The 22,354-nt window shown below is 63.3% G+C and carries 21 protein-coding genes; 4 read left to right on the top strand and 17 right to left on the bottom strand.

Translation table 11 applies throughout. From position 1 onward, the window contains the following. Positions 1-16: 16 nt before the first annotated feature. The 3 genes from F2982_RS27200 to msrB form a co-directional block, all read right to left on the bottom strand. Entirely contained in the window at positions 17-1,990 is a 1,974-nt protein-coding gene (locus F2982_RS27200) for an ABC transporter ATP-binding protein/permease (RefSeq protein WP_203430569.1), read from the bottom strand. Positions 1,991-2,077: 87 nt separating this feature from the next. Then, positions 2,078-3,904, bottom strand: a complete 1,827-nt coding sequence (locus F2982_RS27195) for a cytochrome c biogenesis protein DipZ (protein ID WP_203430568.1) — start codon at positions 3,902-3,904, stop codon at positions 2,078-2,080. 18 nt (positions 3,905-3,922) lie between these two features. Next, entirely contained in the window at positions 3,923-4,411 is a 489-nt protein-coding gene (msrB, locus tag F2982_RS27190; protein WP_112711203.1) for a peptide-methionine (R)-S-oxide reductase MsrB, read from the bottom strand. Positions 4,412-4,700: 289 nt separating this feature from the next. Here msrB and F2982_RS27185 point away from each other — a divergent pair, with 289 nt between their 5' ends. Then, positions 4,701-5,618, top strand: coding sequence for a bestrophin family ion channel (locus F2982_RS27185; protein WP_203430567.1), 918 nt, complete (start codon positions 4,701-4,703; stop codon positions 5,616-5,618). A gap of 98 nt (positions 5,619-5,716) precedes the next feature. Here the strand turns inward: F2982_RS27185 and F2982_RS27180 are convergent, their stop codons facing one another. Further along, positions 5,717-6,262, bottom strand: coding sequence for a nuclear transport factor 2 family protein (locus F2982_RS27180; protein ID WP_203430566.1), 546 nt, complete (start codon positions 6,260-6,262; stop codon positions 5,717-5,719). A gap of 145 nt (positions 6,263-6,407) precedes the next feature. Here F2982_RS27180 and F2982_RS27175 point away from each other — a divergent pair, with 145 nt between their 5' ends. Continuing rightward, entirely contained in the window at positions 6,408-7,322 is a 915-nt protein-coding gene (locus F2982_RS27175; protein WP_203430565.1) for a LysR family transcriptional regulator, read from the top strand. 13 nt (positions 7,323-7,335) lie between these two features. On the opposite strand, the gene F2982_RS27170 is transcribed toward F2982_RS27175, so the two are convergent. From F2982_RS27170 to F2982_RS27135, 8 genes are all read right to left on the bottom strand, one after another. Continuing rightward, positions 7,336-8,175, bottom strand: a complete 840-nt coding sequence (locus tag F2982_RS27170; RefSeq protein ID WP_199628278.1) for an oxidoreductase — start codon at positions 8,173-8,175, stop codon at positions 7,336-7,338. 122 nt (positions 8,176-8,297) lie between these two features. Continuing rightward, complete coding sequence (locus F2982_RS27165; RefSeq protein ID WP_203430564.1) at positions 8,298-9,086, bottom strand: pyrroline-5-carboxylate reductase; 789 nt, start codon at positions 9,084-9,086, stop codon at positions 8,298-8,300. Next, complete coding sequence (locus F2982_RS27160) at positions 9,046-9,927, bottom strand: amino acid ABC transporter ATP-binding protein (protein ID WP_203430563.1); 882 nt, start codon at positions 9,925-9,927, stop codon at positions 9,046-9,048. Before F2982_RS27160 ends, F2982_RS27165 begins: the two co-directional genes overlap by 41 nt. Positions 9,928-9,951: 24 nt before the next feature. Then, positions 9,952-10,653 carry an ABC transporter permease subunit gene (locus F2982_RS27155; protein ID WP_199628281.1) on the bottom strand — a complete coding sequence of 234 codons (702 nt, stop codon included), beginning with the start codon at positions 10,651-10,653 and terminating at the stop codon, positions 9,952-9,954. 9 nt (positions 10,654-10,662) lie between these two features. Beyond that, complete coding sequence (locus F2982_RS27150; protein ID WP_203430562.1) at positions 10,663-11,331, bottom strand: ABC transporter permease subunit; 669 nt, start codon at positions 11,329-11,331, stop codon at positions 10,663-10,665. An 11-nt stretch (positions 11,332-11,342) separates the two neighbouring features. Beyond that, on the bottom strand, positions 11,343-12,107 hold the full coding sequence (locus F2982_RS27145) for a transporter substrate-binding domain-containing protein (RefSeq protein ID WP_203430561.1): 765 nt from the start codon (positions 12,105-12,107) through the stop codon (positions 11,343-11,345). 40 nt (positions 12,108-12,147) lie between these two features. Then, positions 12,148-12,777, bottom strand: a complete 630-nt coding sequence (locus F2982_RS27140) for an FMN-binding negative transcriptional regulator (RefSeq protein ID WP_199628283.1) — start codon at positions 12,775-12,777, stop codon at positions 12,148-12,150. 4 nt (positions 12,778-12,781) lie between these two features. Further along, the gene (locus tag F2982_RS27135; protein WP_203430560.1) at positions 12,782-13,624 is read right to left on the bottom strand and encodes an arginase family protein; all 843 of its coding nucleotides are present in this window, start codon (positions 13,622-13,624) and stop codon (positions 12,782-12,784) included. Positions 13,625-13,759: 135 nt separating this feature from the next. Here F2982_RS27135 and F2982_RS27130 point away from each other — a divergent pair, with 135 nt between their 5' ends. Beyond that, on the top strand, positions 13,760-14,443 hold the full coding sequence (locus tag F2982_RS27130) for a GntR family transcriptional regulator (RefSeq protein WP_246777617.1): 684 nt from the start codon (positions 13,760-13,762) through the stop codon (positions 14,441-14,443). Between the two features lie 30 nt (positions 14,444-14,473). On the opposite strand, the gene F2982_RS27125 is transcribed toward F2982_RS27130, so the two are convergent. Next, complete coding sequence (locus F2982_RS27125; protein ID WP_112711213.1) at positions 14,474-14,959, bottom strand: Lrp/AsnC family transcriptional regulator; 486 nt, start codon at positions 14,957-14,959, stop codon at positions 14,474-14,476. Between the two features lie 175 nt (positions 14,960-15,134). Between F2982_RS27125 and putA the strand changes: the two genes are divergently transcribed. After that, positions 15,135-18,836, top strand: a complete 3,702-nt coding sequence (putA, locus tag F2982_RS27120) for a trifunctional transcriptional regulator/proline dehydrogenase/L-glutamate gamma-semialdehyde dehydrogenase (RefSeq protein WP_203430559.1) — start codon at positions 15,135-15,137, stop codon at positions 18,834-18,836. A 57-nt stretch (positions 18,837-18,893) separates the two neighbouring features. On the opposite strand, the gene F2982_RS27115 is transcribed toward putA, so the two are convergent. The 4 genes from F2982_RS27115 to F2982_RS27100 are packed head-to-tail and all read right to left on the bottom strand — an operon-like array spanning position 18,894 to position 22,339. After that, complete coding sequence (locus F2982_RS27115; RefSeq protein ID WP_203430558.1) at positions 18,894-19,622, bottom strand: ABC transporter ATP-binding protein; 729 nt, start codon at positions 19,620-19,622, stop codon at positions 18,894-18,896. Further along, positions 19,619-20,443, bottom strand: a complete 825-nt coding sequence (locus tag F2982_RS27110) for an ABC transporter ATP-binding protein (RefSeq protein ID WP_203430557.1) — start codon at positions 20,441-20,443, stop codon at positions 19,619-19,621. Before F2982_RS27110 ends, F2982_RS27115 begins: the two co-directional genes overlap by 4 nt. Further along, a complete protein-coding gene (locus F2982_RS27105; RefSeq protein ID WP_203430556.1) occupies positions 20,436-21,293 on the bottom strand; it encodes an ABC transporter permease in 858 nt (285 codons plus the stop codon). The genes F2982_RS27110 and F2982_RS27105 overlap by 8 nt, the downstream gene beginning before the upstream one ends. Then, positions 21,290-22,339 carry an ABC transporter permease gene (locus tag F2982_RS27100; RefSeq protein ID WP_203430555.1) on the bottom strand — a complete coding sequence of 350 codons (1,050 nt, stop codon included), beginning with the start codon at positions 22,337-22,339 and terminating at the stop codon, positions 21,290-21,292. The genes F2982_RS27105 and F2982_RS27100 overlap by 4 nt, the downstream gene beginning before the upstream one ends. Positions 22,340-22,354: the final 15 nt, after the last annotated feature.

Genomic DNA, 22,354 nt, shown 5'->3' with positions numbered 1-22,354 from the left:
CGTACGCCCGCTGTTCTCAACGCCCGCCGCGCTTCGACCGTGAGTGCCGCGGCACCATGCGCCGCAAGAGCGATTTCGACTTCCGCTTTCGCGGGATGAGATCGATATCGCTGACGAGTTTTGCGCCGCCGTCGCGGCGTTCCAGGGTGATCTTGCGGCTGTGGAACGCTTCGAGCTCGGCCCGGTGGGCGACGCTGACGATGGTGACTTTCGGCAGTTCGCGGATGATCGTCTCCATCATTTGGTCCTGGCTCTTCTCATCGAGCGCCGAGGTTGCCTCGTCGAGCACGATGATATCGGGATCGTGGAGAAGCAGGCGGGCGAAGGCGAGGCGCTGTTTCTCGCCGCCGGAAAGGGTCTGATCCCAGGGCGCCTCCTCCTCTATCCTGGCGCTCAGATAATCCAGCCCGACGGCTTTCAGCGCGCCCTTGATCTCCTCTTCGCTCCAGTCGTCCGCGGCACGGGGATAGGCCGTTGCCCGGCGCAACGTGCCCGAGGGGATGTAGGGGCGCTGCGGCAGCATGAAGAGCCGGCTGCCGGCCCGGAAGTTGACGCTGCCCTGGCCCCAGGGCCAGAGACCGGCAATGGCGCGCACCAGCGTGCTCTTGCCCGTGCCGGATTCACCGGAGACGAGCACACGCTCGCCGGGTTCGATATCGACCTGCGTTTCCTTGACGACCGAAGTGCCGTCATCGAGCGACACCGAGAGATCGTTGAGGCTGAGCATCGCCTCGCCTTCCGTCTCGCCGTGCTGGATACGGCCGAAGGAGTCATTGTGTTCGGCGCGCTCGAGCCCGTCGAGCGACATCATCAGCGAAGCGATACGGCGCGCGCTGGCGTTCCAGTCGGCAAGGCGCGGATAGTTGTCGACCAGCCAGCCGAAGGCGGCCTGGACGATGGTAAAGGCCGATGCGGCCTGCATGACCTCGCCAAGCGTCATGGCGCCTTCGAGAAATTTCGGCGCGCAGAGCAGGATCGGCACGACGGGCGCGATCAGGCTCGATCCCTGCGAGACCAGCGTCGTGCGCATATGCTGGCCGGCCAGCAGCGCCCATTGCCGGATAACCTTGCCAAATGTCCGGTCGACGTCGTTGCGCTCCTCCTCCTCGCCGCCGAGCAGCGCAATGCTCTCGCCGTTTTCGCGCACATGCGTCAGCGTATAGCGGAACTCGGCCTCGGTCTGGTTCTTGACCTCGGAGACCGCGACGAAGTTGCGGCCGATGAAAGCGATCGAGGTCGAGGTAATCCCGGCATAGAGAACGGCGGCAACCACCAGAAAACCCGGAATTGTGATCATCGAGCCGCCGACCGGCAAGGTCAGAGCGCCGCCGATCGTCCAGAGGACAACGATGAAGGTGGAGGCAGACAGGAAGGCGACGATGACACCGGCGATGAAATCGACCGGCGATTCCGTGGCGATCCGGAGGTCTTCGGAGATACGGGCCTCGGGGTTGGCGTGGTCGCCGCCGATCAGGTTCAGCTGATAATAGCGGCCATTCGCCAGCCAGCGCTGGATGACCGCCTTCGTCAGCCACGAGCGCCAGCGCCGCTGGATCATCATCCTGACCAGCACCTGCGCGGTGACGAGTGCCACGCTTCCGAGCACCAGCGGCAAGAACACTGCGCTCAGATAATAGACGGTGCCGGCATCATGGCGCTCGATCGCGTCGAAGATTTTCCGGTTCCAGAGATTGATACCGTATTGGAAGCCGACATTGAGGACGATCATCGCCAGCAGCCCGAGCGTGCAGGGCCAGGCAAAGCTGTCGCCATGATGGCTCCAATAGCCGCGCGCGCTGATCCAGAAGCGCCGCAGCAAATATCGCTTGCGCGCATGCTCGGCTTCTTCCGGCGTCAGGCCCGGATCGGGTTCGGCAATATCCGGCGGCGGAGGGGCCTCAACAGTCGATCCCTCCCCTTGGTGCGACTTCGCGGCACCTTCCGGTTTGGTGCCATCGACCGATTTCGGTTTCAATTGAGCTTCGGCCATGAGCCGACAACGGCGCAAAAATCAAAAGGTTTCATGGACGCCTTGCGGCGCGTTGCGGCAAGACGTCCAATGCGCGTGGCGATCCCCTCAACCGAAGGTGAAGGCGTAGGCCTGCACGCCGGGATCGAGGAAATGGATCTCGAACGTGTGGTCGCCGACCGGGCCGGCCTCGCGCACCAGCTGGTAGAGCCTTTGGCCGGTCACCGTGCCGTTGCCGTCGGCATCGGTATCGACACCATGGCTATCCCCCGGCGGCTTGCCATCGACCGTGACCTTGAAGCGGATCGGCTTTCCGTCCGCATTCGGACCGAGAACGAGATGCAGGTCGCGGGCATGGAAGCGGTAGTAGATGCTGCCATCCTTGTCGTTGAGCCCGGCATTTTCAGGCCCGACCGTCCAGTTGCCCGTCAGCCCCCATTCGTTGAGCTTCGGCTCCGCCGCGCTATAGACATGCGGCGCGTCGTTGACGGTACCCTTGGTATCGACGAAATTCTCGGAACGCTGCCAGCCGACATAAGTTTCGGGAGACTGCATGTCGTTCTGGTTCGAGGCCGCCTCCGTGCCGGTCGCCTTCACATCGACGATGCCGCCCGCGACATTCTGCTTTCCGGCCTCGGCGAGCAGCTCTTGGATCACCCGCTCGGACTGATCATATTCGCCCTCGCCGAAATGGTGATGGCGTATGCGGCCTTCGGCATCGATGAAGTAATGCGCCGGCCAGTATTGATTGTCGAAGGCGCGCCAGATGGCATAGTCGTTGTCGATGGCAACGGGGTAGGTAATGCCGAGATCGCCGATCGCCTTCTTGACGTTGTCGACATTCTTCTCGAAGGCGAATTCCGGCGCATGAACGCCGATGACCACCAGCCCCTGATTCTTGTATTTCTCCGCCCAGGCTTTGACGTAGGGGATGGCGCGAATGCAGTTGATGCAGGAATAGGTCCAGAAATCGACGAGCACCACCTTGCCCCTCAGCGCTTCGGCCGAAAGCGGCGGCGAGTTCAGCCATTGGATGGCACCGTCCAGCGGCGGCATCTTGCCTTCGACCGGCAATGTGTCCGCGGCTGCTTGCGGCTTTGCCTGCATCATCGTGTTGGCGCCGCTCATCATCATCTGGTTGCTGCCGCCACTCATTATCATCGCGCCGCCATCATTGCCGTTCATCACGACGGAAGACGGTTTCTGCGGCTGCAACTTGTCGATCAGTCCCTGCTCCAGCGATGCGGTGCTGGCGACCGACGCCTGTGTCAGGAAGCCGGTATCGAGGCCGAGGCCGATTGCGGCGACGGCAACGAGAACCGCCACACCGACCCCGCGGCGCAGCCATTCGCCGACGCCGAGCGACCGCTTCATCGTCTGATAGACCTTGCCGCCGACAAGCAGCGCCAGCGCAAGCGAGGTCGCCGCGCCGAGCGCATAGGCAAGCAGCAGAAGCGTGGTGCCGACGCTGGCACCCTGAAGTGCCGCCCCGGTCAGGATGAGGCCGAGAACCGGTCCCGCACAGGGCGCCCAGAGCAGGCCTGTGGCAACGCCGAGAAGCAGCGAGGCGACGACGCTGGAGCCGCCGGCGCGGGCTCCCTTGTCGGCGGACTGCGACAGACGCGCGCCGAGCGAAACCAGCGGCCGCGTCAGATGATCCGACAAAGCGGGAAACAACAGGATGATGCCGAAGACGGCAAGCAGGGCCAGCGCGGCATAGCGGCCATACTCGTTCGCCTGCACCGCCCAGCCGCCTCCGAGGGCGGCAAGTGTGGCGACCGCCGCGAAGGTCGCCGCCATCCCGATGAGCATCGGCAGGGTGCTGCGCATGAAGGGCTGCCCGGCGCGGGCGAAGACGAAGGGGAGCACGGGCAGAATGCAGGGGCTGACGATCGTCAACACGCCGCCGAGATAGGCAAGGACGAAAAGGATCATGGAACTGTCTCTGGTCGATCAGGCCGAAGCCCTATGGAATGTCATGGCAACGCCGTTCATGCAGTAGCGCAGCCCGGTCGGCTTCGGTCCATCTTCGAAGACATGGCCGAGATGGCCGCCGCAGCGGCTGCAATGAACCTCGGTGCGGACCATGCCCATCGAGCTGTCTCTCGTCGTACCGACCGCGCCGTCGAGCGGCGCCCAGAAGCTCGGCCAGCCGGTTCCGCTCTCGAATTTCGTATCCGACGAGAACGCATCCTGATCACAGCCGGCGCAGGCAAACTTGCCTTTCCCATGCTCGTTGAGAAGCGGGCTGGTGAACGGATATTCCGTCCCCTCCTTGCGGAGGACCTGATACTGGTCGGCAGTGAGCAGCTTCTGCCACTCCGCATCCGTATGGGTCAGCGGAAAATCTTGGGCGGCTTCGGCCGGCCGGGCCGAAAAGCCGAAGCGGAGCGCAAGGGCGCCAAGCCCGGCGCCAAAAAGGACATGACGTCTTCTGACCATGGTTTCAGTCTCCTCACCTGGTCTACCAAACGAGACATAAGACACGCTGGAGGGCGTTCTCATTCCATTACGCTATATTTTCCTGAATATAGCGCTGCCTGCATCTACGTGAGAAGCCTGCCGTTTGTTACACACGTCGCGGTGATCACACCAAAATGTGAACCAACGGCGCCTGCGCATGTTTTTCGAAGCGCGAGCAGTCGCCCGGCCGCGCCCTTTTGTCCCTTGCGAGACGGAAAACCGCGTCGTAGGGGAAATCACCAGACCCCGCGTTGGACCCGATCCGCCGATGATTGTTCGTGACAAGCCAAGTTTCCTCGTCCTGTTCTTCATCTTCCGGGGATCGGTGATCGAGCGCATCTATCCGCAGGTCCTGGCGGTCATGCTGCTGTCGGCGGTGATCGTCTGGGGGCACAACAACGACCCGGGCATCATTCCATCGGTGATCGGCGCCCCCTTCGCGCTGATCGGCATTTCGCTGTCGGTGTTTCTCGGCTTTCGCAACAGCGCCTGCTACGACCGCTGGTGGGAGGCCCGCAAGCTCTGGGGCCACCTCCTTGCCGTCAGCCGCGACTTCGCGAGACAGAGCCTGCTGCTCTCAGGAAGCAAGACCGGCAGCAAGCTGCGCCAGCATCTTCTCAATCTGAATATCGAATTCGCCGCAGAGCTCGTGCGCCACCTGCGTACCAGCGCGGAGCCGGCCGGCTCGACACGGCTGACTGCGGAAGAGGCCGCCGAACTTCGCAAGCAGCGGAATAAGCCGGATTATCTGCTGCGACTGATGGGCGGCCTGCTCGCCGCCGAGCGCCATGCCGGGCGGATCAGCGATATCGAATTCACGCTGCTCGACCGCACCGTCAGCGAAATGAACGGCGTGCTGACCGCCTGCGAGCGGCTGCGCAATACGCCGGTGCCGTTCGGCTACATGCTGCTGCTCCACCGCACAGCCTATCTCTTCTGCTTCATGCTGCCCTTCGGCTTCGCCGACGTGCTCGGCTACGTCACACCCCTCGCCGCCGGCGTCGTCGCCTACACGTTCTTTGGCTTGGATGCGCTGAGCGAAGAGCTCGAAGAGCCCTTCGGCACCCTGCCGAACGACCTGCCGATCGCCGCAATCGCCAAGGCCATCGAGCTTTCGCTGCGCGAAGCACTCGGCGAAAAGGACCTGCCAGAACTGCCGAAGCCGGTAAACTCGATCCTGCTTTGAACGATGCTAAGCCTTGTCCAAACGGCGGATAAGGACCAGATAGTCGTCGCCAGCGAAACCCGGCCGCAATCCGCAGCCGAGGTCACCAGAGACATGCCTCAGTTCTGCGCCGGCTCGACCTTGTCCCAGAGCTCGTTGAAAGCGATGCTGTCGAAGAATGCCGTTGCCTTCACCACCTTGCCGTCCTTCAGGGTCAGCAGCCAGACATAGCTGTTCTCGTAGGAGAAGCCGTTATTGGCCGTGCCGGCGCCGTCGAAATAGGCGGTGACCATGTCGCCGTCGGCATAGACGCCGTAGATCTTGGTTGGCCGGAAGCGGTCGCTCGATTTGTTGAAGCGGGCGCCGAAGGGGCCAAGCACCTTCTGCATCAGCTCGGCCCGGCCCTTCGTGGTGCCTGAGGCCGCCGAGTTGCCCGTTATCGTCCATTCGATGTCGTCGGACAGCAGCGGCTGCAGGGCGCCGCCATCGCCGTTCTTCCAGGCCGTGAGGACGGCTTCGACCGCTGCCTTGTTCTTCGTTTCCATGTCCAGGTTCCTTGTCTGCACCGCTGAAGTCTTTGCCGGTTCGGTAGCGGCTGCCGGAGCGAGCCCCATCAGTGCCACCAGCGCGCTGGCAGCGATGGTTCGAGCGAAGTAGTTCGACATATGCGATACCCCGTTGTTGAAGATCCCGTCGATGCAATGCGCGGCACCGCTGCCGTGGGATCCGCATTGCTGTGAAAGGAAATTTAGTGAGGGGTGATTACTGGGTCTATGCAGCAATATCTGCATGGGATACTGGCTTTTTCCCATGAATAGCAAGCGAGCGACCCTCACCGAACTCACGGCATTCACGACGATCGTTCGTCATGCGAGCTTTCGCGCCGCGGCCGACGAGCTCGCCATGTCGCCATCGACCCTCAGCCACATGATGCGCGGACTGGAGGAGCGGCTGGCAGTGCGCCTGTTTAACCGCACGACGCGCAGCGTCGCGCCGACCCAGGCGGGAACCAGATTGTTCCGCAGCCTCATGCCGATCCTCAGCGAACTCGATGCCGCACTCGCCGATGTTGATACGTTCAGCTCGCGCCCCTCGGGAAACCTGCGGATCAACGCGTCGGAATCGGCGACGCAGATGATGATGCAGGAGATCGTTCCGGCATTCGTCGAGCGTTATCCGGACGTGCATCTGGACCTCGTCACCGAAGGCAAGCTGGTGGATATCGTGGCGGATGGTTTCGATGCCGGGGTCCGGCTTGCCGAAGCGGTGCCGCAGGACATGATCGCGGTGCCCTTCGGTACCGAAGGGCAGTTCCTCGTGGTGGCGTCTCCGGCCTATCTCGAGACATTCGGCGTGCCCCGCACCCCCGACGACCTGCACAATCATCGCTGCGTGCGCTTTCGCCTTCCGAGCGGCAAGATGTACCGCTGGGAATTCGAGCGGCATGAGCATTCGCTGAAGATCGATGTGCCGGGGCCGGTGACCATCGACCATATGGGATTGATGGTGCGCGCAGCGATCCAGGGCGTCGGCATCGCCTATGTCTCGGCCGACATCGCCCGGGAAGCCCTGGCAAAGGGCGAACTCGTCGCCGTGCTCACGGATTGGACACCGCCCTTTGCCGGGCAGTGCCTCTATTATCCAAGCCATCGCCTGGTTCCGCCCGGCCTGCGCGCCTTCGTCGACCTCATCAAGGAAGTCCAGCGCAGATCGAGGCATGCCTGAGGCAGCGCCGGCGCTACGATTGCGAGGCGGCGAAATCCGTGGAAACCGATAGCGCCCGCCAGCTCTCGAGCTCGGCGCTCACCTGCTGATGCTTCGCTTCGATCGCCGCAACGGTATCGGAACCGAAGGGAATGCGCAGCGGCGGGTTCGGGGCATCGACAATCGTCAGCAGCGCCTTGGCCAGCAGCGCCGGATTTCCCGGCTGGTTGTGGTTCAGCGAGACCGCGAGCTTGCGGATTTCGCCGACGGTTTCGGCATAATCTGCAATCGTGCTTTCGGTTGTCGTCAGCGACTGCGCGTCGAGGAAGTCGGTGCGGAAATAGCCGGGCTCGACGATCGTGACGTTGATACCGAGCGGCTTGAGTTCCATCGCCAGCGCCTCGCTGATCGCCTCGACTGCAAACTTGGTCGAAGCATAGACGCCCCAGGCCGCCCAGCTGCGATATCCACCGATCGACGACACGTTCAGGATATGGCCGGCGCGCTGGCGGCGCAGCTGCGGCAGAACCGCACGCGTGACGGCCAGCAGGCCGAAGACATTGGTGCGATAGACGGCCTCGACCTCCTTGCCGGAGATTTCCTCGATGGCGCCGATCACGCCGAAGCCGGCATTGTTGACCACCACGTCGATACGGCCGAACCGCGAAACGGCCTGCGCGACCGCGTCCTTCGCCTGCTCTTCGTCGGTGACGTCGAGCTTGACGGCCAGGAGGTTCGGGCGCTCGCCGAACCGATCGAGAATGGCCTTCGGATCGCGCGCCGTGGCGACGACATTGTCTCCGCGCTCAATCGCTTCCTTGACGAAGAGCGATCCGAAGCCGCGCGATGCTCCGGTGATGAACCAGGTTTTCATGGGTTGTGTCCTCAGGGGCTGAATGACCCCACTGGTAGACCACTTCGCCTCCCGCCTTAATCAGCCCAAACCGGCATTCCCTGCTGGCGATTCCCCAGCAATCGCCAGCAGGGTGGACCGCCTCACGAAGAAGCGGCCGATGCCGGTCGCAATTCCAGGGCGCGCGCGTGGGCGGCAGTCACCGCTTCGCGCAGGACATCGGCAAGCCGGTTGCCGCCGTTGAGCACGGCGAGCGCGGCTTCGGTCGTCCCGCCGCGGCTCGTCACCTGCTTGCGCAGCCCTGCAAGACTGCCGGGCTCCTTCAGCGCGAGTTCCCCGGCACCGACGACCATCTCCTTCGTCATCGCGAAGGCAAGCTCTTCGGAGAGCCCGAGCTGCATCGCAACTTCGGCGATGAGATCGACGATAAGGAAGATGTAGGCAGGGCCGGATCCGGAGACCGCCGTTGCCACGTCGATCAACTCTTCGCGGTCGACCGCATGCGAAAAACCGCCGAGCGCCAGCAGGTCCTGCACCAAAGCCTTCTGCCCGGGCGTGACGAATGAGTTCGAGAACGACACCGTCGTCCCGCATCCGGCAACAACAGGAATATTCGGCATGGCGCGGACGATCGGCCGAGGCCCGAGGCATTCCTCGAAGAAAGCGGCGGGGACGCCGGCTGCAAAGCTGACGAAGACGGCAGACCGCATCACGCTGTAAGGCGGCGCTACGGCGGCCAGCATATCCGGCTTCACGGCGAAGAAGACCGCGATGGGGTCGAAACCCTCCGGCAGCTCCGACGCCCCGGCATAAACCGTCGCTCCGGCCTGTTTGGCGCGCTCAGCGAGATCCGCGTTGGGCTCGACGACGTGATAGTCATTGCCCGTAGCATCACGGCGATCGAGCCATCGCTTCAGAAAGGCGAAGCCCATGTTGCCGCAGCCGACCAGAAGCACGCTCGCCCGCGGCGCGGAATTCGCGTTGGAACCGATGCCGGTCATTGATGAACCATCCCGGGAAGGACTTGCGCAGGAAGGCTTTCGAGCGCTCATGGCTCGGGGCGTTGAAGAAGGTGGCGGCAGACGCCGCCTCGACGATCTTGCCGCTTTCCAGGAAGAGGACGCGATCGGCAAAGCTTCGTGCGAAGCTCATTTCGTGGGTCACCACGATCATCGTCATTCCCTCCGACGCCAGCGACGCCATGACGTCGAGAACCTCGTGAACCATTTCCGGATCGAGTGCCGACGTCGGTTCGTCGAAGAGCAGAACCTGGGGCTTCATGCAAAGCGCGCGGGCGATCGCCACGCGCTGTTGCTGCCCGCCGGAAAGCTGCCCCGGATATTTGCCGCCATGAGCGGAAAGATGCACGCGCTCGAGCATCTTGCGGGCCAATGCATCGGCCTCGGTCTTGCTGGTCTTCAGAACCTTGCGCGGTGCCAGCGTCAGGTTTTCGAGAACGGTCAGGTGCGGAAACAGGTTGAACTGCTGGAAGACCATTCCGATCACGCCGGCCAGAACGCTGGCATTCGCACAGTCGCTGTCCAACCGGCGCCCAGCGATCGAAATCTCGCCCGAGACCCGCTTCTCAAGTCCGGCGATGCAGCGGATCAAGGTCGACTTGCCCGATCCAGAAGGCCCGCAGATGACGAGCTTTTCGCCCTTGCCAAGCTCGACATTGATATCGGACAGTGCATCGAACGTGCCGAACTTCTTGTTGACGTCGCGCACGGTGACGACGGGCGCATCGGTTGCTTGCCGAGCAGCAGGGCTCATGATCTTGCCTCCCAATAGGGCTTATTATGAAGCGCTTGCCGCACCGGGGCCGATGGGACCGAGCCTGCGCGCTTCGAGGAAACGGAAAACCTGTCCGGCAATCGAGCCGAACACGAAATAGAGAAGGCCGGCGACGGCAAAGACCTGGAAAGGCGCGTAGGTCTGCGCGACGATCGAGCGGGCGGCGCCCGTGACATCCATCACCGCGATCGCGCTGGCGAGCGTGCTGGCCTTCATGACGAGGATGAATTCGTTGCCGATCGCCGGAAAGATGGAGCGGTAGGCCTGCGGCAGAATGATGTAACGCAGCGTCTGCCATTTGCTGAAACCGAGCGTCTGCGCGGCCTCGCGTTGTCCCGCCGCAACGCGCTGGATGCCACCACCGACGAGGGCGCCGGTATAGGCCGCGGAATTCAGCGCGATGCCGATCGTCGCACAGACCAGCGGAGCGATCAGGAACGGCCATATGACAGTCCCCTTGAGGAAGGTCAGCCTTGGAAGGCCGTAGTAGATGATCAGCAGCTGCACCAGCAGCGGAGTGCCGCGCCAGACGAACGTGTAGATGCGGGCCAGCGTCTTGGCGGTGGTCGAATTTGAGCTGAGTGCGATGCCGACAGGCAATCCGAGGATCTGGCCGAACGCGAAGCCGAAAATCGTCAGCGCGATCGTCGTTCCGAAGGCTGCCAGGAGCGGCATGAATGTGGAAGCGAAAATGTCGAAATTCATCTGCATCCCCTAGACGAAGCGTGCTTTGACGGATCGCTCGAGAAGGGCGATCGACAGCACCGATATCGCGGTGATCACGAGATAGATGGCGGCGGCGACCAGATAGAAGGTCAACGGGCTGCGCGTCGCGTTGCCCGCCACTGCCGCACTGCGCATCACGTCCTCGATGCCGACGATGGAGACGAGAGAGCTGTCCTTCAGAAGGATCAGCCACTGGTTTCCAATACCGGGCAAGGCGCGATAGGCGACCTGCGGCAACAGGATGCTTTTCCAGAGTTGCGTTTTGCTGAGCCCGAGGATCTGTGCCGCTTCGAACTGGCCGCGGGGAATGGATGAGATCGCGCCGCGGAAGATCTCCGAGGCATAGGCGCCGAAGACAATGGAAAGCGCAGCAGAGCCGGCCCAGAAAGCACTGATCTCGACATGGCCGCCGAAGAGGCGGCTGAGCGCAACCGTGCCGCCGTAGAACAGCACGAAGATGATCAGCAGTTCCGGAAAGCTTCTGACGATGCCGGCATAGGCACCGACGAGGCGCTTCAGCCAGATATTGTTCGACACGGCCGCAATTGCCGCCGCGACGCCCAGGCCGGTTCCGATGACGAGACTCGTCACCGAAACCTTGACCGTTACCAATGCACCGTCTGCAAGCAGCGGCGCATATTTGAGGATATCAACCACGGCGATCTGGCCTATTCGATGTTATAGGCAAACCAGTGCTGCCGGACCTTGTCGTACGTGCCGTCTTTGCGGATGGCGGCCAGGCCGTCATTGATGACACGCAGGCGGCATTCGTCGTCCTTGCGCAGGCCAAAGCCGTAGCCGTATCCGAAGAGCTTGTCGTGCAGTTCCGGTCCGACGAAGGCGTAGTCTTCACCGCCGGCGAGTTTCAGGAAGCCTTCAGAAAGGCCAGGGGCATCGTTCAGGGCAAAGTCGAGACGGCCTGTCGCCAGGTCCTGGGTCATGCTGTCCTGGCTGTCGTAGAGCTGCAGCGTCACCGCATCGCCGAAGGACGTCTTCATGTAGGTTTCGCCGGTCTGGCCGCGCAGCACGCCGACGGTCTTTCCGGACAGGAATTCCTTCGTCAGCTGGAACTCGGCATCCTTCTGCCCGACGAAGCGCGCCGGCGGATTGGCGTAGGACTGGCTGAACGCGATCTGCTTCTTGCGCTCGTCGGTGATCGACATCGCCGCCGAGATCGCGTCGATACGGCTCGTCACCAGGCTCGGGATCAGAGCGTCGAAGTCATTGATCACGAAGCTGCAGGTCGCGTTCTGCTGGGTGCAGATCGCCTTGATGAGGTCGATCTCGAAGCCCTTGGGCTCGCCGCTCTCGTCACGAAACGCGAAGGGTGCAAATCCGGCATCGGTTCCGAAGCGGATTTCCTTGCACTCCTGCGCCACGACCGGCGACGCGATCAGGCCGAGCATTGCGGCCAGAACGATATAGTTTCGCATGTAGTTTAACCTCCCGTGGATGCGTTCAAGGCATAGCGCCTTAGAACGGACGATTGTTCTCCGACGCCATCAACTGGGCGACCCCCTCCGCCGCAGTCGATCCGGACGCCTTGAGATTTGAGATGACCCTGTCCTGCAGCTCGGGCGCCTTGTCCTGCCCGAGCTTGAAGGCGCCTTCGAGGGCGGTGACTTCCATGCGGAAGGCAACGACCCCAGAGGCGATGCGGTCGATATATTCAGCGGACGGGCCCGGATCCCACGCCGTCTGATACTGGTCCTCGAAGTAGTGAACCGTGCGCATCAGGACGCCGATGATCTCACCGACGTCGTGGATCCATTCGATCTTGCCGGTCGCCTGCACCGTCACGTAGTTCCAGGTCGGGACGAAGGGGCGCACGCCGTACCATGTCGGCGAGATATAGGCGTGAGGACCGTTGAAGATCGCCATCGCCGGCTTGTCCGCATCGGAAGCGCTCCATTGCAGATTGGCCTTGGCGAGATGCGATTCCAGGATCAGCGTATCAGGCCCCTCCGACAGGACAAGGAACGGGATCTGCGTCGCAAACAGCCCGCTCCCGCCACCCGTAACCAGCGTGCCGAAGCCGTTGTCGCGGATGACCTGTCCGAGCTTCTGGCGATCGGAACACCGGTATTCATCGGGGATGTACATGGCTTCAAGCCTGCGGACGGAAGGGGGAGATCAGGGGCTCGATAACATCGAGCGCCGTCGCGACGGCCGCCTGGCGCGCGTCGATGCTCTCCGGCGCCTCGAACTCGGCGACTTCGAGACCAAGAACGCGGTTGCTCGCGCCGATCGCCGAAAGCGCCTCGCGCAGTTCCGACGGCTGGAGGCCGCCCGGAACGACGTATTCGGTCGGGAAGGTCGAGGGATCCATGACGTCGCAATCGATATGAACCCAGATCGGATGCGAACCGATGGCCTTCTGCAGCTTCTCGATGAGACCCGGACCCGGCGGGATGATCGTCGCGCCGGCTTCGCGCAGCAGTTCTTCTTCGGGCGGATCGAGATCGCGGGCACCCACCAGCACGAACTGATCCGGGCGCATCTCCGTGCCGAAACCCGTATGCCAGTAGCCGCTCGCGCCGGTCAGCGTGATGCCGCCGAGATAGCGCGTGGTCGTGGTCTCCGGCGTATTGAAATCGCCATGCGCGTCGAACCAGACGATCCGCGCATCCGGGTGCAGGCGGTGAACGACGGGGATCGTCCCGAGGCTGGTGGCGCACTCGCCGAGGCACAGGATCGGAAACTTGTTGCCCAGGAGGCCGTCCTCGATATGGGCAGCGGCCTTGGCGATCAGCGGCCGCGCCCGTTCGAGCGCGAAAGTCCAGTGATCGTCCAGTGGCTTCGACGGCGTGCCGTGCAGCGCAGCCGGAACACCAAGCTCGCGCTCCAGCGCCTTCGCCAGCAAGCCGGCGCCGATCATGCCACCGGGGCTACGGTCGGAGATGCGGCCCTGGATAGCGGCAACCGAAGGCTTTCTAGACGAATTTTCCACTGGCAATCTCCTTAAAAATCCACGATCGGATACATTGGATCCAATGTTGACAGTGTAGCCGGAGCGTGTCAAGAACGTTTTTGAAAATTGTTAGACAGACCCATCCAGACACCGACCGAGGCGACATACGAGCCAATGCCAACCCTTGCCGAGATTGCCGCACGACCCCGCGCCCGCTTCAAGACCGCGATGGAAATCGCCGTCGAAGGCCTCCGCGAAGCGATTCTGGAAGGGGCGATCAAGGCCGACTCTCCGCTTCGCCAAGAAGAGCTCGCAAAGGTTTTCGGGGTAAGCCGGATGCCGATCCGCGAGGCGCTGCGGCAGCTGGAAGCCGAGGGGCTGGTGCTTTCGGCACCTCACCGCGGCGCCGTTGTTGCCGAGCTGCTGCCTGCCGAAGTCCGCGAGATCGACCAGATCCGCTCGGCGCTGGAAACGCTTGCCCTCAGCCTGTCGCTACCCCTCCTCACCGACCGCCAGTTCGAGGAGGCCGAAGCGATACTCGACCGGATGGAGGCATGCCAGGATGCCGCGAAGTGGACGGCGCTGAACGAGCAGTTCCACAACAGCCTCTACGCTGGCACGGCGTCGCCGCGCCTGAAGACGCTGATTGCCGGCCAGTATGTGGCGCTGGCGCGATACTCGAATGTTCACGTCGGCGCACTGGATTACCGGCGCCGCGCCGATGAGGAACATCGCGGGCTTCTGGAAGCCTGCCGCACGCGCGACATCGCTGTCGCAACGTCGGCCCTCAGCAAGCACATCCGGGCAAGCGGCGAAGAGATCGCGAAGGTGCTGGAAGGCAGCCAGCAGGACACATGAGAGCGGCGCCTCAAGAGCCTTCGGAGCCGATCACAGGTGAGTTTGGTCCCAGCCGTCCTTGACGGTTTCCATGGCCGGGTTGGTCGATGTGCTCGCGACATGCGGCAGCGTCGAGATCTTTTCGCCGAGGACACGGCGGTATTTGGCGATGTCGCGGGTGCGGACCTTCAGCAGATAATCGAAGCGGCCTGCGATCATGTGGCACTGCTCGACCTCCTTGATCTTCTTGACCGCATCGTTGAAGCTCTTCAGCGCACCTTCGGTGGTATTCGAGAGTTTGACCTCGACAAAGGCGACGTGATCGAGTTCCATCTTGGCAGGATTGAGCACCGCCCTGAAACCTTCGATATAGCCTTCCGCCAGCAAGCGCTTGAAGCGAATCTGGCAGGGTGTATTCGACAGGCCGACGCGGGCAGCAAGGTCCGTAATGGACATTCGGCCGTCTTCCGAGAGGGCCTCCAGTATCTTCTTATCGAACTGGTCAAGTTCACTAAAATTTGCCGCTTCTCTAGTCATGACGCCTTCTCGAATGGGACTAGAATAGACGATTGCCACTGGATGATGCCGAAAGCAAGTTAGATCGACCTGAAGCGGTCATGTTATGCTGCGCTTGCTGGTGACAGAGGGCTTTGGAGAAGCCCGAAGGCGCCGGCTTTTGGACGTTCAACAACCTTCGCCGCTAGGACCTTCCATGCTCAAAGACGTCGCCGACAACGCCTCCGGATCGAACCCGAATTCGCCCTTTGCCCAGTTTGCCCCGCCGATCCGCGAGCAGTCGGAGCTTCGCAAGGCGATCACCGCGGCCTACCGGCGTCCTGAGACCGAGTGCCTGCCGCCGCTGGTCGCGGCCGCCAAGGTTCCCGACGATCTGAAGACGACGATCCGCGGCACCGCGCGCAAGCTGATCGAGGCGCTGCGCGCCAAGCACAAGGGCACCGGCGTCGAAGGGCTGGTTCAGGAATATTCGCTGTCGAGCCAGGAGGGCGTTGCCCTCATGTGCCTTGCCGAAGCGCTGCTGCGCATTCCCGATACCGCGACCCGCGATGCGTTGATCCGCGACAAGATTTCCGAAGGCGACTGGAAGTCCCACGTCGGCGGAGGTCGCTCGCTATTCGTCAATGCCGCGACCTGGGGCCTCGTCGTCACAGGCAAGCTGACCTCCACGGTCAACGATCGCAGCCTGGCGGCGGCGCTGACCCGTCTGATCGCCCGCTGCGGCGAACCGGTAATCCGCCGCGGCGTCGACATGGCGATGCGCATGATGGGTGAGCAGTTCGTCACCGGCGAGACCATCGACGAGGCGCTGAAGCGCGCCCGCCCGCTGGAATCCCGCGGCTTCCGCTATTCCTACGACATGCTGGGCGAAGCCGCGACCACGGCGAAGGATGCCGAGCGCTACTATCGCGACTACGAGAACGCCATCAACGCCATCGGCAAGGCGGCCGCCGGCCGTGGCATCTATGAAGGCCCCGGCATTTCCATCAAGCTCTCCGCCCTGCATCCGCGCTATGTGCGCGCGCAGTCGAAGCGCGTCATGGAAGAGCTGCTTCCCCGCGTCCAAAAGCTGGCGCTGCTCGCCCGCACATACGATATCGGCCTGAACATCGACGCCGAAGAAGCCGACCGCCTGGAGCTCTCGCTCGATCTCCTGGAAGAGCTCAGCTTCGATCCGGCGCTGAAGGGCTGGAACGGCCTTGGTTTCGTCGTCCAGGGATATGGCAAGCGCTGCCCCTTCGTGATCGACTATATTATCGACCTGTCGCGCCGCTCCGGCCGCCGGATGATGGTGCGTCTGGTGAAGGGCGCCTATTGGGATGCCGAGATCAAGCGCTCGCAGCTCGATGGTCTCTCGGATTTCCCGGTCTATACGCGTAAGATCCACACCGACGTCGCCTATGTCGCCTGCGCCCGCAAGCTGCTTGCGGCCACCGATGCGGTCTTCCCGCAATTTGCGACGCACAACGCCCAGACGCTGGCAACGATCTATCATCTGGCCGGCAATGATTTCCAGGTCGGCAAGTACGAGTTCCAATGCCTGCACGGCATGGGCGAGCCGCTCTACGACGAAGTCGTCGGCAAGGACAAGCTCGACCGCCCCTGCCGCATCTATGCACCTGTCGGTACGCATGAAACGCTGCTCGCCTATCTGGTCCGCCGCCTTCTCGAAAACGGCGCAAACTCCTCCTTCGTCAACCGCATTTCCGACCCGAAGGTCTCGGTCGACGACCTGACGGCGGATCCAGTCGACCTCGTCGAGGCGATGACGCCGCCCGGCAAGCCGCATGATCTGATCTCCCTGCCCGACGATCTCTACGGCGCGGAACGTCGTAATTCCGCCGGTATCGATCTGGCAAACGAGGCGGAACTGGCGCGCCTGGGCGGCAACCTGTCGAAGACCGTCACGATGACCTGGCATGCCTTGCCGCTTCTGGCAGACGGCGACACGCAGGGTGTGACGCGCCCGATCCTGAACCCCGCCGATCACGGCGATGCCGTCGGGGAGGTGACCGAGGTCGAACCGGCAGCCGTTGCGAAGATCGCCAAGCTTGCGGCGATCGGCGCCACCGAATGGGCCCAGGTCTCCCCGGCCGACCGCGCAGCCTGCCTCGATCGCGCAGCCGATATCATGCAGTCGCGCATCGAAACGCTGATGGGCGTGATCATGCGGGAAGCCGGCAAGTCGGCGGCGAATTCGATCGGCGAAGTGCGTGAAGCGATCGACTTCCTTCGCTATTACGCCGAGCAGGCCCGTCGCACGCTCGGCCCCTCGCACGCCCCGCTCGGCCCGATCGTCTGCATCAGCCCGTGGAACTTCCCGCTGGCGATCTTCACCGGCCAGGTCGCTGCGGCCCTCGTCGCGGGTAACTCGGTCATCGCAAAGCCGGCCGGCGTCACGCCGATCGTCGCTTTCGAAAGCGTCAAGATCCTGCACGAAGCAGGCATCCCCCGTCATGCCCTGCAGTTCACGCCCGGCGACGGCCCGCTCGGCGCCGCGCTGATCGACGCGCCGGAAACGGCTGGTGTCATGTTCACCGGCTCCACCGGCGTTGCCCGCCTCATCCAGGCGCAGCTCGCAAACCGGCTTTCGAATTCGGGCAAGCCGATCCCGCTGATTGCCGAAACTGGTGGCCAGAATGGCATGATCGTCGATTCCTCGGCTCTCGCCGAGCAGGTCGTCGGTGATGTCATCGCCTCGGCCTTCGACAGCGCCGGACAGCGCTGCTCGGCGCTTCGCGTCCTCTGCCTGCAGGACGATATCGCTGATCGCACGCTGACTATGCTGAAGGGCGCATTGCAGGAGCTGTCGATCGGCCGCACCGACCGGCTGAGCGTCGATGTCGGCCCAGTCATCACCGCAGCGGCGAAGGCCGGCATCGACGGCCATATCGAGAAGATGAAGGCGCTCGGCTGCAAGGTCGAGCAGTTGCCGCTTCCCGAGACGGCCAACCTCGGCACCTTCGTGCCGCCGACGATCATCGAACTGAAGAAGCTCTCCGATCTCGAGAAGGAAGTGTTCGGACCGGTGCTTCACATCATCCGCTATCGCCGCGCCGATCTGGATCGTCTCATCGACGATATCAACGGCTCCGGCTATGGCCTGACCTTCGGCCTGCACACGCGCCTCGACGAGACGATCGCGCATGTGACGAGCCGGGTGCAGGCAGGCAATCTCTATGTGAACCGCAACATCATCGGCGCCGTCGTCGGCGTCCAGCCCTTCGGCGGGCGCGGCCTTTCCGGCACGGGTCCGAAGGCGGGCGGTCCGCTTTATATCGGCCGCCTCGTGCAGAAGGCACCGGTGCCGCCGCAGCACAGCTCGGTCCACACCGATCCGGCGCTTGCCGATTTTGCCGTCTGGCTTTCGGGCAAGGGCAAGACGGACGATGCCGAAGCCGCCCGCGAACTCGGCAGCCTCTCGGCCGTCGGCCTGCAGAAGGAGCTCGTCGGCCCGGTCGGCGAGCGCAATCTCTACGCCCTCCATCCGCGCGGCCGCGTGCTTCTCGCCCCGTCCAGCGAACGCGGGCTTTACCGGCAGATCGCTGCGGGCCTCGCGACCGGCAACCAGCTCGTCATCGACGAGGCCTCCGGCCTTTGCCAGGTGCTGAAAGACCTGCCGGCCAGCGTCGCGCACCGCATCAGCTGGACGTCGGACTGGAACAAGGATGGCCCCTTCGCCTCGGCTCTCGTCGAAGGCGATGCTGAGCGGATTCTCAAGATCAACAAGGCGATCGCCGCGCTCGACGGTCCTCTCGTTCTGGTGCAATCGGCAACGACGGCGGAGATCGAGAACGATGTCGAGGCCTATTGCCTGAACTGGCTGGTCGAGGAAGTCTCGACATCGATCAACACGGCTGCGGCCGGCGGCAATGCCAGCCTGATGACGATCGGCTGATCGTGAGCACAATGGCGCCGGGGCGGCTAGTCGCGCCGGCGCAATCCATATTGAAAGCTACCCGGCAATCGCCACAGCGTCGCTCCAGGAAGCGGCGATCTGCGCCCGGTCCATCGAGCGGGCAATACGCCCGGCATCCATGATGACGGCGCGGTCGCACATATGCGCGACAACGCCGGGATCGTGGCTGACGAGGACGAATGTCATGCCCTCGGATGCCTTGAGATCGTTCAGCAGATTGAGAATTCCGGCCTGTACGGAAACGTCGAGCGCCGAAGTCGGCTCGTCGAGCAGCAGCAGCTTCGGCTTCAAAAGCAGTGCCCGGGCGATCGCCACACGCTGGCGCTGACCGCCGGAAAGCTGATGCGGATAGCGGCCGGTAACAGTTGCCGGAAGACCGACTCGCTCAAGCGCGGTCCGCACCTGACCCTCCACATCGCGTTCGCCACGCAGCGACAGCGGCTCACCGAGAATGCGGGAGATGCGATGGCGCGGGTGGAGCGAGGAATAGGGATCCTGAAACACCATCTGGATGCTGGCGCGTAGCGCTCCGGTGATCTTCCGTCCTGGCTGCAGCGGCTCACCGGAAACGGCAATCGAGCCCTGCCAGTTGGTGTTGAGACCGGCGACGGCGCGAAGCACTGTCGTCTTGCCGCAACCCGATGGACCGATCAGCCCGAAGGTCTCGCCCGCGCCGACATCGAAGCTGACATCCCGCAACGCGGTGAAGCCCTTGTCGCGCCCTTGAAAGGTTACGGAGAGATTGGTGACGGACAGCGCGCTCATGGCTGCTCTCCATAGACCGGCAATCTCGTTCCGTAAGTCGCGGCCGACGGACGGGCGGCCCAGAGGGCACGCGTATAGTCCGACTTGGCATTTGCGAGATCGGCCGACACCATCTGTTCGTCGATCTTTCCGCGGCGCATCACCATCACACGATCGGCGTAACGCGAGACCTGCTGCAGGTCGTGGCTGATCAGCAGCAGGCCCATGCCAAGCTCCTCGCTCAGCGAGCGCAGCAGCGTGAGGATCTGATCCTGCAGCCCGCGATCAAGCGCGGAGGTCGGCTCGTCGGCGATCAGAAGCTTCGGGCGGTTGATTAGCATCGCGGCAATCATCACGCGCTGCCCCATGCCACCGGACAGCACTGCCGGATAGCTGGAATAGATACGGCCGACATCCGGCAGGCCGACCTTGTCGAGCATGTCGAGCGCCCGCTCCCGTCGCTCGGCGGCCGAGAGCTTGGTGTGAAGAAGCAGGGCCTCCTCCACCTGACGTCCAATCCTGTGTGCCGGGTTGAGCGAGTATTTCGGATCCTGCAGGATCAGGCCCATGCCGCTGCCGCGAAGGCTGTTCCAGCCCTTTTCGGGGAGGGCCGTCAGATCCTGACTGTCGAAGGAAAGGCGCGCGGCCGCGACCTGTGCCCGTGACGGCAGCAGACCCATGATGGCGCGGCCGGTCATCGATTTGCCGGAACCGGATTCTCCGACGAGGGCCACGACCTCGCGGCCGACCGAGAAGGATACGCCGTCGACGATCCGCACCGGTCCGTTCGCCGATGGAAAGGAGATCGACAGATCCTCGACCTGAAGCAAGGGATCAGTCATGGCGGGGATCCAGAATGTCGCGCAGGCCGTCGGCCAGCAGATTGAAGGCAAAGGACGTGATCAGGATGGCGATGCCTGGAACGGCGGCCACCCACCACTGGTCGAAGATCACCTGCGTGCCCTCCGAAACCATCGAGCCCCATTCCGCCGTCGGCGGACGCACGCCGAGGCCAAGGAAGCCGAGGCCCGCGGCGGCAAGGATGATGCCCGAGAGATCGAGCGCCAGGCGAATGATCGCCGAAGGCAGGACGAGCGGCAGGATATGCCCCCAGAGCAGCCTGATGCCGCGAATGCCGACCATTTCGGCGGCGGCCAGATAGTCGCTGCGTCTCAGCGCTGCCGTCTCGACCCGGGCCTGGCGCGCATAGGCGGGCCAGCTCGTCAGCGCGAGAGCCAGCGCCCCGTTGATCAGCCCAGGCCCCATGATCGCGACGAAGGCAAAGGCAAGCAGCAGGCGCGGGAAGGACATGACGATATCGGTCAGCCGCATCAGCACGCGCTCGATGATGCCGCCGAAGAAGCCCGCGAGAATGCCGACGAGTATTCCAAGCGGCGCCATCAGCAGCACGACGACGAGGACGAGCAGCAGGGTCGGGCGCGCGCCGTAGATGATGCGTGAGAGAATATCCCGGCCGAAACCGTCGGTGCCCAGCCAATGGACCGCATCCGGCGGCATCAGCCGATTGGCCGTTTCCTGCAGATTCGGATCGTAGGGCGCGATCCAGGGCGCGAAGAGCGCCAGCGCGAGGATGACGGTAACGACCACACATCCTACGGCAGCGGCCGGTGAGCGCAGGAGACGTTGCAGAAAGACGGATCCGCCGAGCGGCGGCTGAACGATCTCGCTCATCGTTTCTTCCCCGCTTCCAGCCGTGCGACGCCGAGATCGGTCAGCGCGTTGAGCAGCACGAAGGAGGCGCCGACGATCAGTGTGGCGCCGAGAATGGCCGGCATGTCGCCGGAAAACATCGCCGTCGTCAGATAGCGGCCGATGCCGGGCCAGGCGAAGACGGTTTCGGTCAGCACCGCGCCTTCGAGAAGGCTGGCATAGGAAAGCGCGATCACCGTCAGCAGCGTCCCTGAAATATTGGGGAGGATATGGACGAAGACGATGCGGCGCAGGCTCGCGCCCTTGGCACGCGCCGTCGTCACATATTCCTGCCCGAGTTCGGTGAGCACTGCCGCGCGCGTCAGGCGCGAAATGGCGGCAAGCGCATGGAAGGCAAGCACCGTCGCAGGCAGCACGAGATGCGCCAGCGCATCGCGGAAGGCGCCCGCCTTGCCCGACATCCAGGTATCGATCAGCGCAAAGCCGGTGACCGGCTTGACCGTGAATTGAAAGACGACGTCGGCCCGGCCGGGTCCCGGCGCCCAATGCAGCCGGGCATAGAACAGGAGCAGCATCAGCAGCCCCAGCCAGAAGATCGGCACGGAATAGCCGAAGAGCGAAACGAACCGCGCCAGGCTATCCACCCATGTCCCCTGCCGCATCGCGGCGGCGATGCCGAGCGACAAACCGACGATTGCGCCGATGACGATCGCTGCTGTGGCGAGCTCGATCGTTGCGGGAAAGGTACGGGCGATATCCTTGGCGACGGGTTGGCCCGTGGAGATCGACTGCCCGAAATTGCCCGACAGCGCCGTCTCGACATAACGCAGGAACTGCAGCGGCAGCGGCTGGTCGAGCCCGAGCTCGACGCGCGCCTGCTCGTATGTCGACTTGCTTGCGTGATCGCCGACGAGCTGCAGCGCCGGGTCGATCGGCGAAAGCCGCGTCATCGCGAACGTCACCAGCGCCAGGCCGAACAGGGTCAGTGCGAATGACCAGAACCACTTGAAAAGAGGCCAGATGAAAGACAACTCCCGCCAGCTGTTTCGCTGACGGGAGTCGGTCATGCCGGCATTATTGTT

Origin of the sequence: Rhizobium sp. BG4 (assembly GCF_016864575.1) — a bacterium.
Lineage (GTDB): Bacteria > Pseudomonadota > Alphaproteobacteria > Rhizobiales > Rhizobiaceae > Rhizobium.
The sequence above is the reverse complement of the archived record's forward strand: the minus strand, read 5'-3'. Positions and strand labels throughout refer to the sequence as shown.

What these genes read in the sequence shown, in the direction of transcription:
- F2982_RS27200 (WP_203430569.1), bottom strand. Translation starts at nt 1,990, where the DNA reads ATGGCCGAAGCTCAATTGAAACCGAAATCGGTCGATGGCACCAAACCG.
- F2982_RS27195 (WP_203430568.1), bottom strand. Translation starts at nt 3,904, where the DNA reads ATGATCCTTTTCGTCCTTGCCTATCTCGGCGGCGTGTTGACGATCGTC.
- msrB (WP_112711203.1), bottom strand. Translation starts at nt 4,411, where the DNA reads ATGGTCAGAAGACGTCATGTCCTTTTTGGCGCCGGGCTTGGCGCCCTT.
- F2982_RS27185 (WP_203430567.1), top strand. Translation starts at nt 4,701, where the DNA reads ATGATTGTTCGTGACAAGCCAAGTTTCCTCGTCCTGTTCTTCATCTTC.
- F2982_RS27180 (WP_203430566.1), bottom strand. Translation starts at nt 6,262, where the DNA reads ATGTCGAACTACTTCGCTCGAACCATCGCTGCCAGCGCGCTGGTGGCA.
- F2982_RS27175 (WP_203430565.1), top strand. Translation starts at nt 6,408, where the DNA reads ATGAATAGCAAGCGAGCGACCCTCACCGAACTCACGGCATTCACGACG.
- F2982_RS27170 (WP_199628278.1), bottom strand. Translation starts at nt 8,175, where the DNA reads ATGAAAACCTGGTTCATCACCGGAGCATCGCGCGGCTTCGGATCGCTC.
- F2982_RS27165 (WP_203430564.1), bottom strand. Translation starts at nt 9,086, where the DNA reads ATGGGCTTCGCCTTTCTGAAGCGATGGCTCGATCGCCGTGATGCTACG.
- F2982_RS27160 (WP_203430563.1), bottom strand. Translation starts at nt 9,927, where the DNA reads ATGAGCCCTGCTGCTCGGCAAGCAACCGATGCGCCCGTCGTCACCGTG.
- F2982_RS27155 (WP_199628281.1), bottom strand. Translation starts at nt 10,653, where the DNA reads ATGAATTTCGACATTTTCGCTTCCACATTCATGCCGCTCCTGGCAGCC.
- F2982_RS27145 (WP_203430561.1), bottom strand. Translation starts at nt 12,107, where the DNA reads ATGCGAAACTATATCGTTCTGGCCGCAATGCTCGGCCTGATCGCGTCG.
- F2982_RS27140 (WP_199628283.1), bottom strand. Translation starts at nt 12,777, where the DNA reads ATGTACATCCCCGATGAATACCGGTGTTCCGATCGCCAGAAGCTCGGA.
- F2982_RS27130 (WP_246777617.1), top strand. Translation starts at nt 13,760, where the DNA reads ATGCCAACCCTTGCCGAGATTGCCGCACGACCCCGCGCCCGCTTCAAG.
- F2982_RS27125 (WP_112711213.1), bottom strand. Translation starts at nt 14,959, where the DNA reads ATGACTAGAGAAGCGGCAAATTTTAGTGAACTTGACCAGTTCGATAAG.
- putA (WP_203430559.1), top strand. Translation starts at nt 15,135, where the DNA reads ATGCTCAAAGACGTCGCCGACAACGCCTCCGGATCGAACCCGAATTCG.
- F2982_RS27115 (WP_203430558.1), bottom strand. Translation starts at nt 19,622, where the DNA reads ATGAGCGCGCTGTCCGTCACCAATCTCTCCGTAACCTTTCAAGGGCGC.
- F2982_RS27110 (WP_203430557.1), bottom strand. Translation starts at nt 20,443, where the DNA reads ATGACTGATCCCTTGCTTCAGGTCGAGGATCTGTCGATCTCCTTTCCA.
- F2982_RS27105 (WP_203430556.1), bottom strand. Translation starts at nt 21,293, where the DNA reads ATGAGCGAGATCGTTCAGCCGCCGCTCGGCGGATCCGTCTTTCTGCAA.
- F2982_RS27100 (WP_203430555.1), bottom strand. Translation starts at nt 22,339, where the DNA reads ATGACCGACTCCCGTCAGCGAAACAGCTGGCGGGAGTTGTCTTTCATC.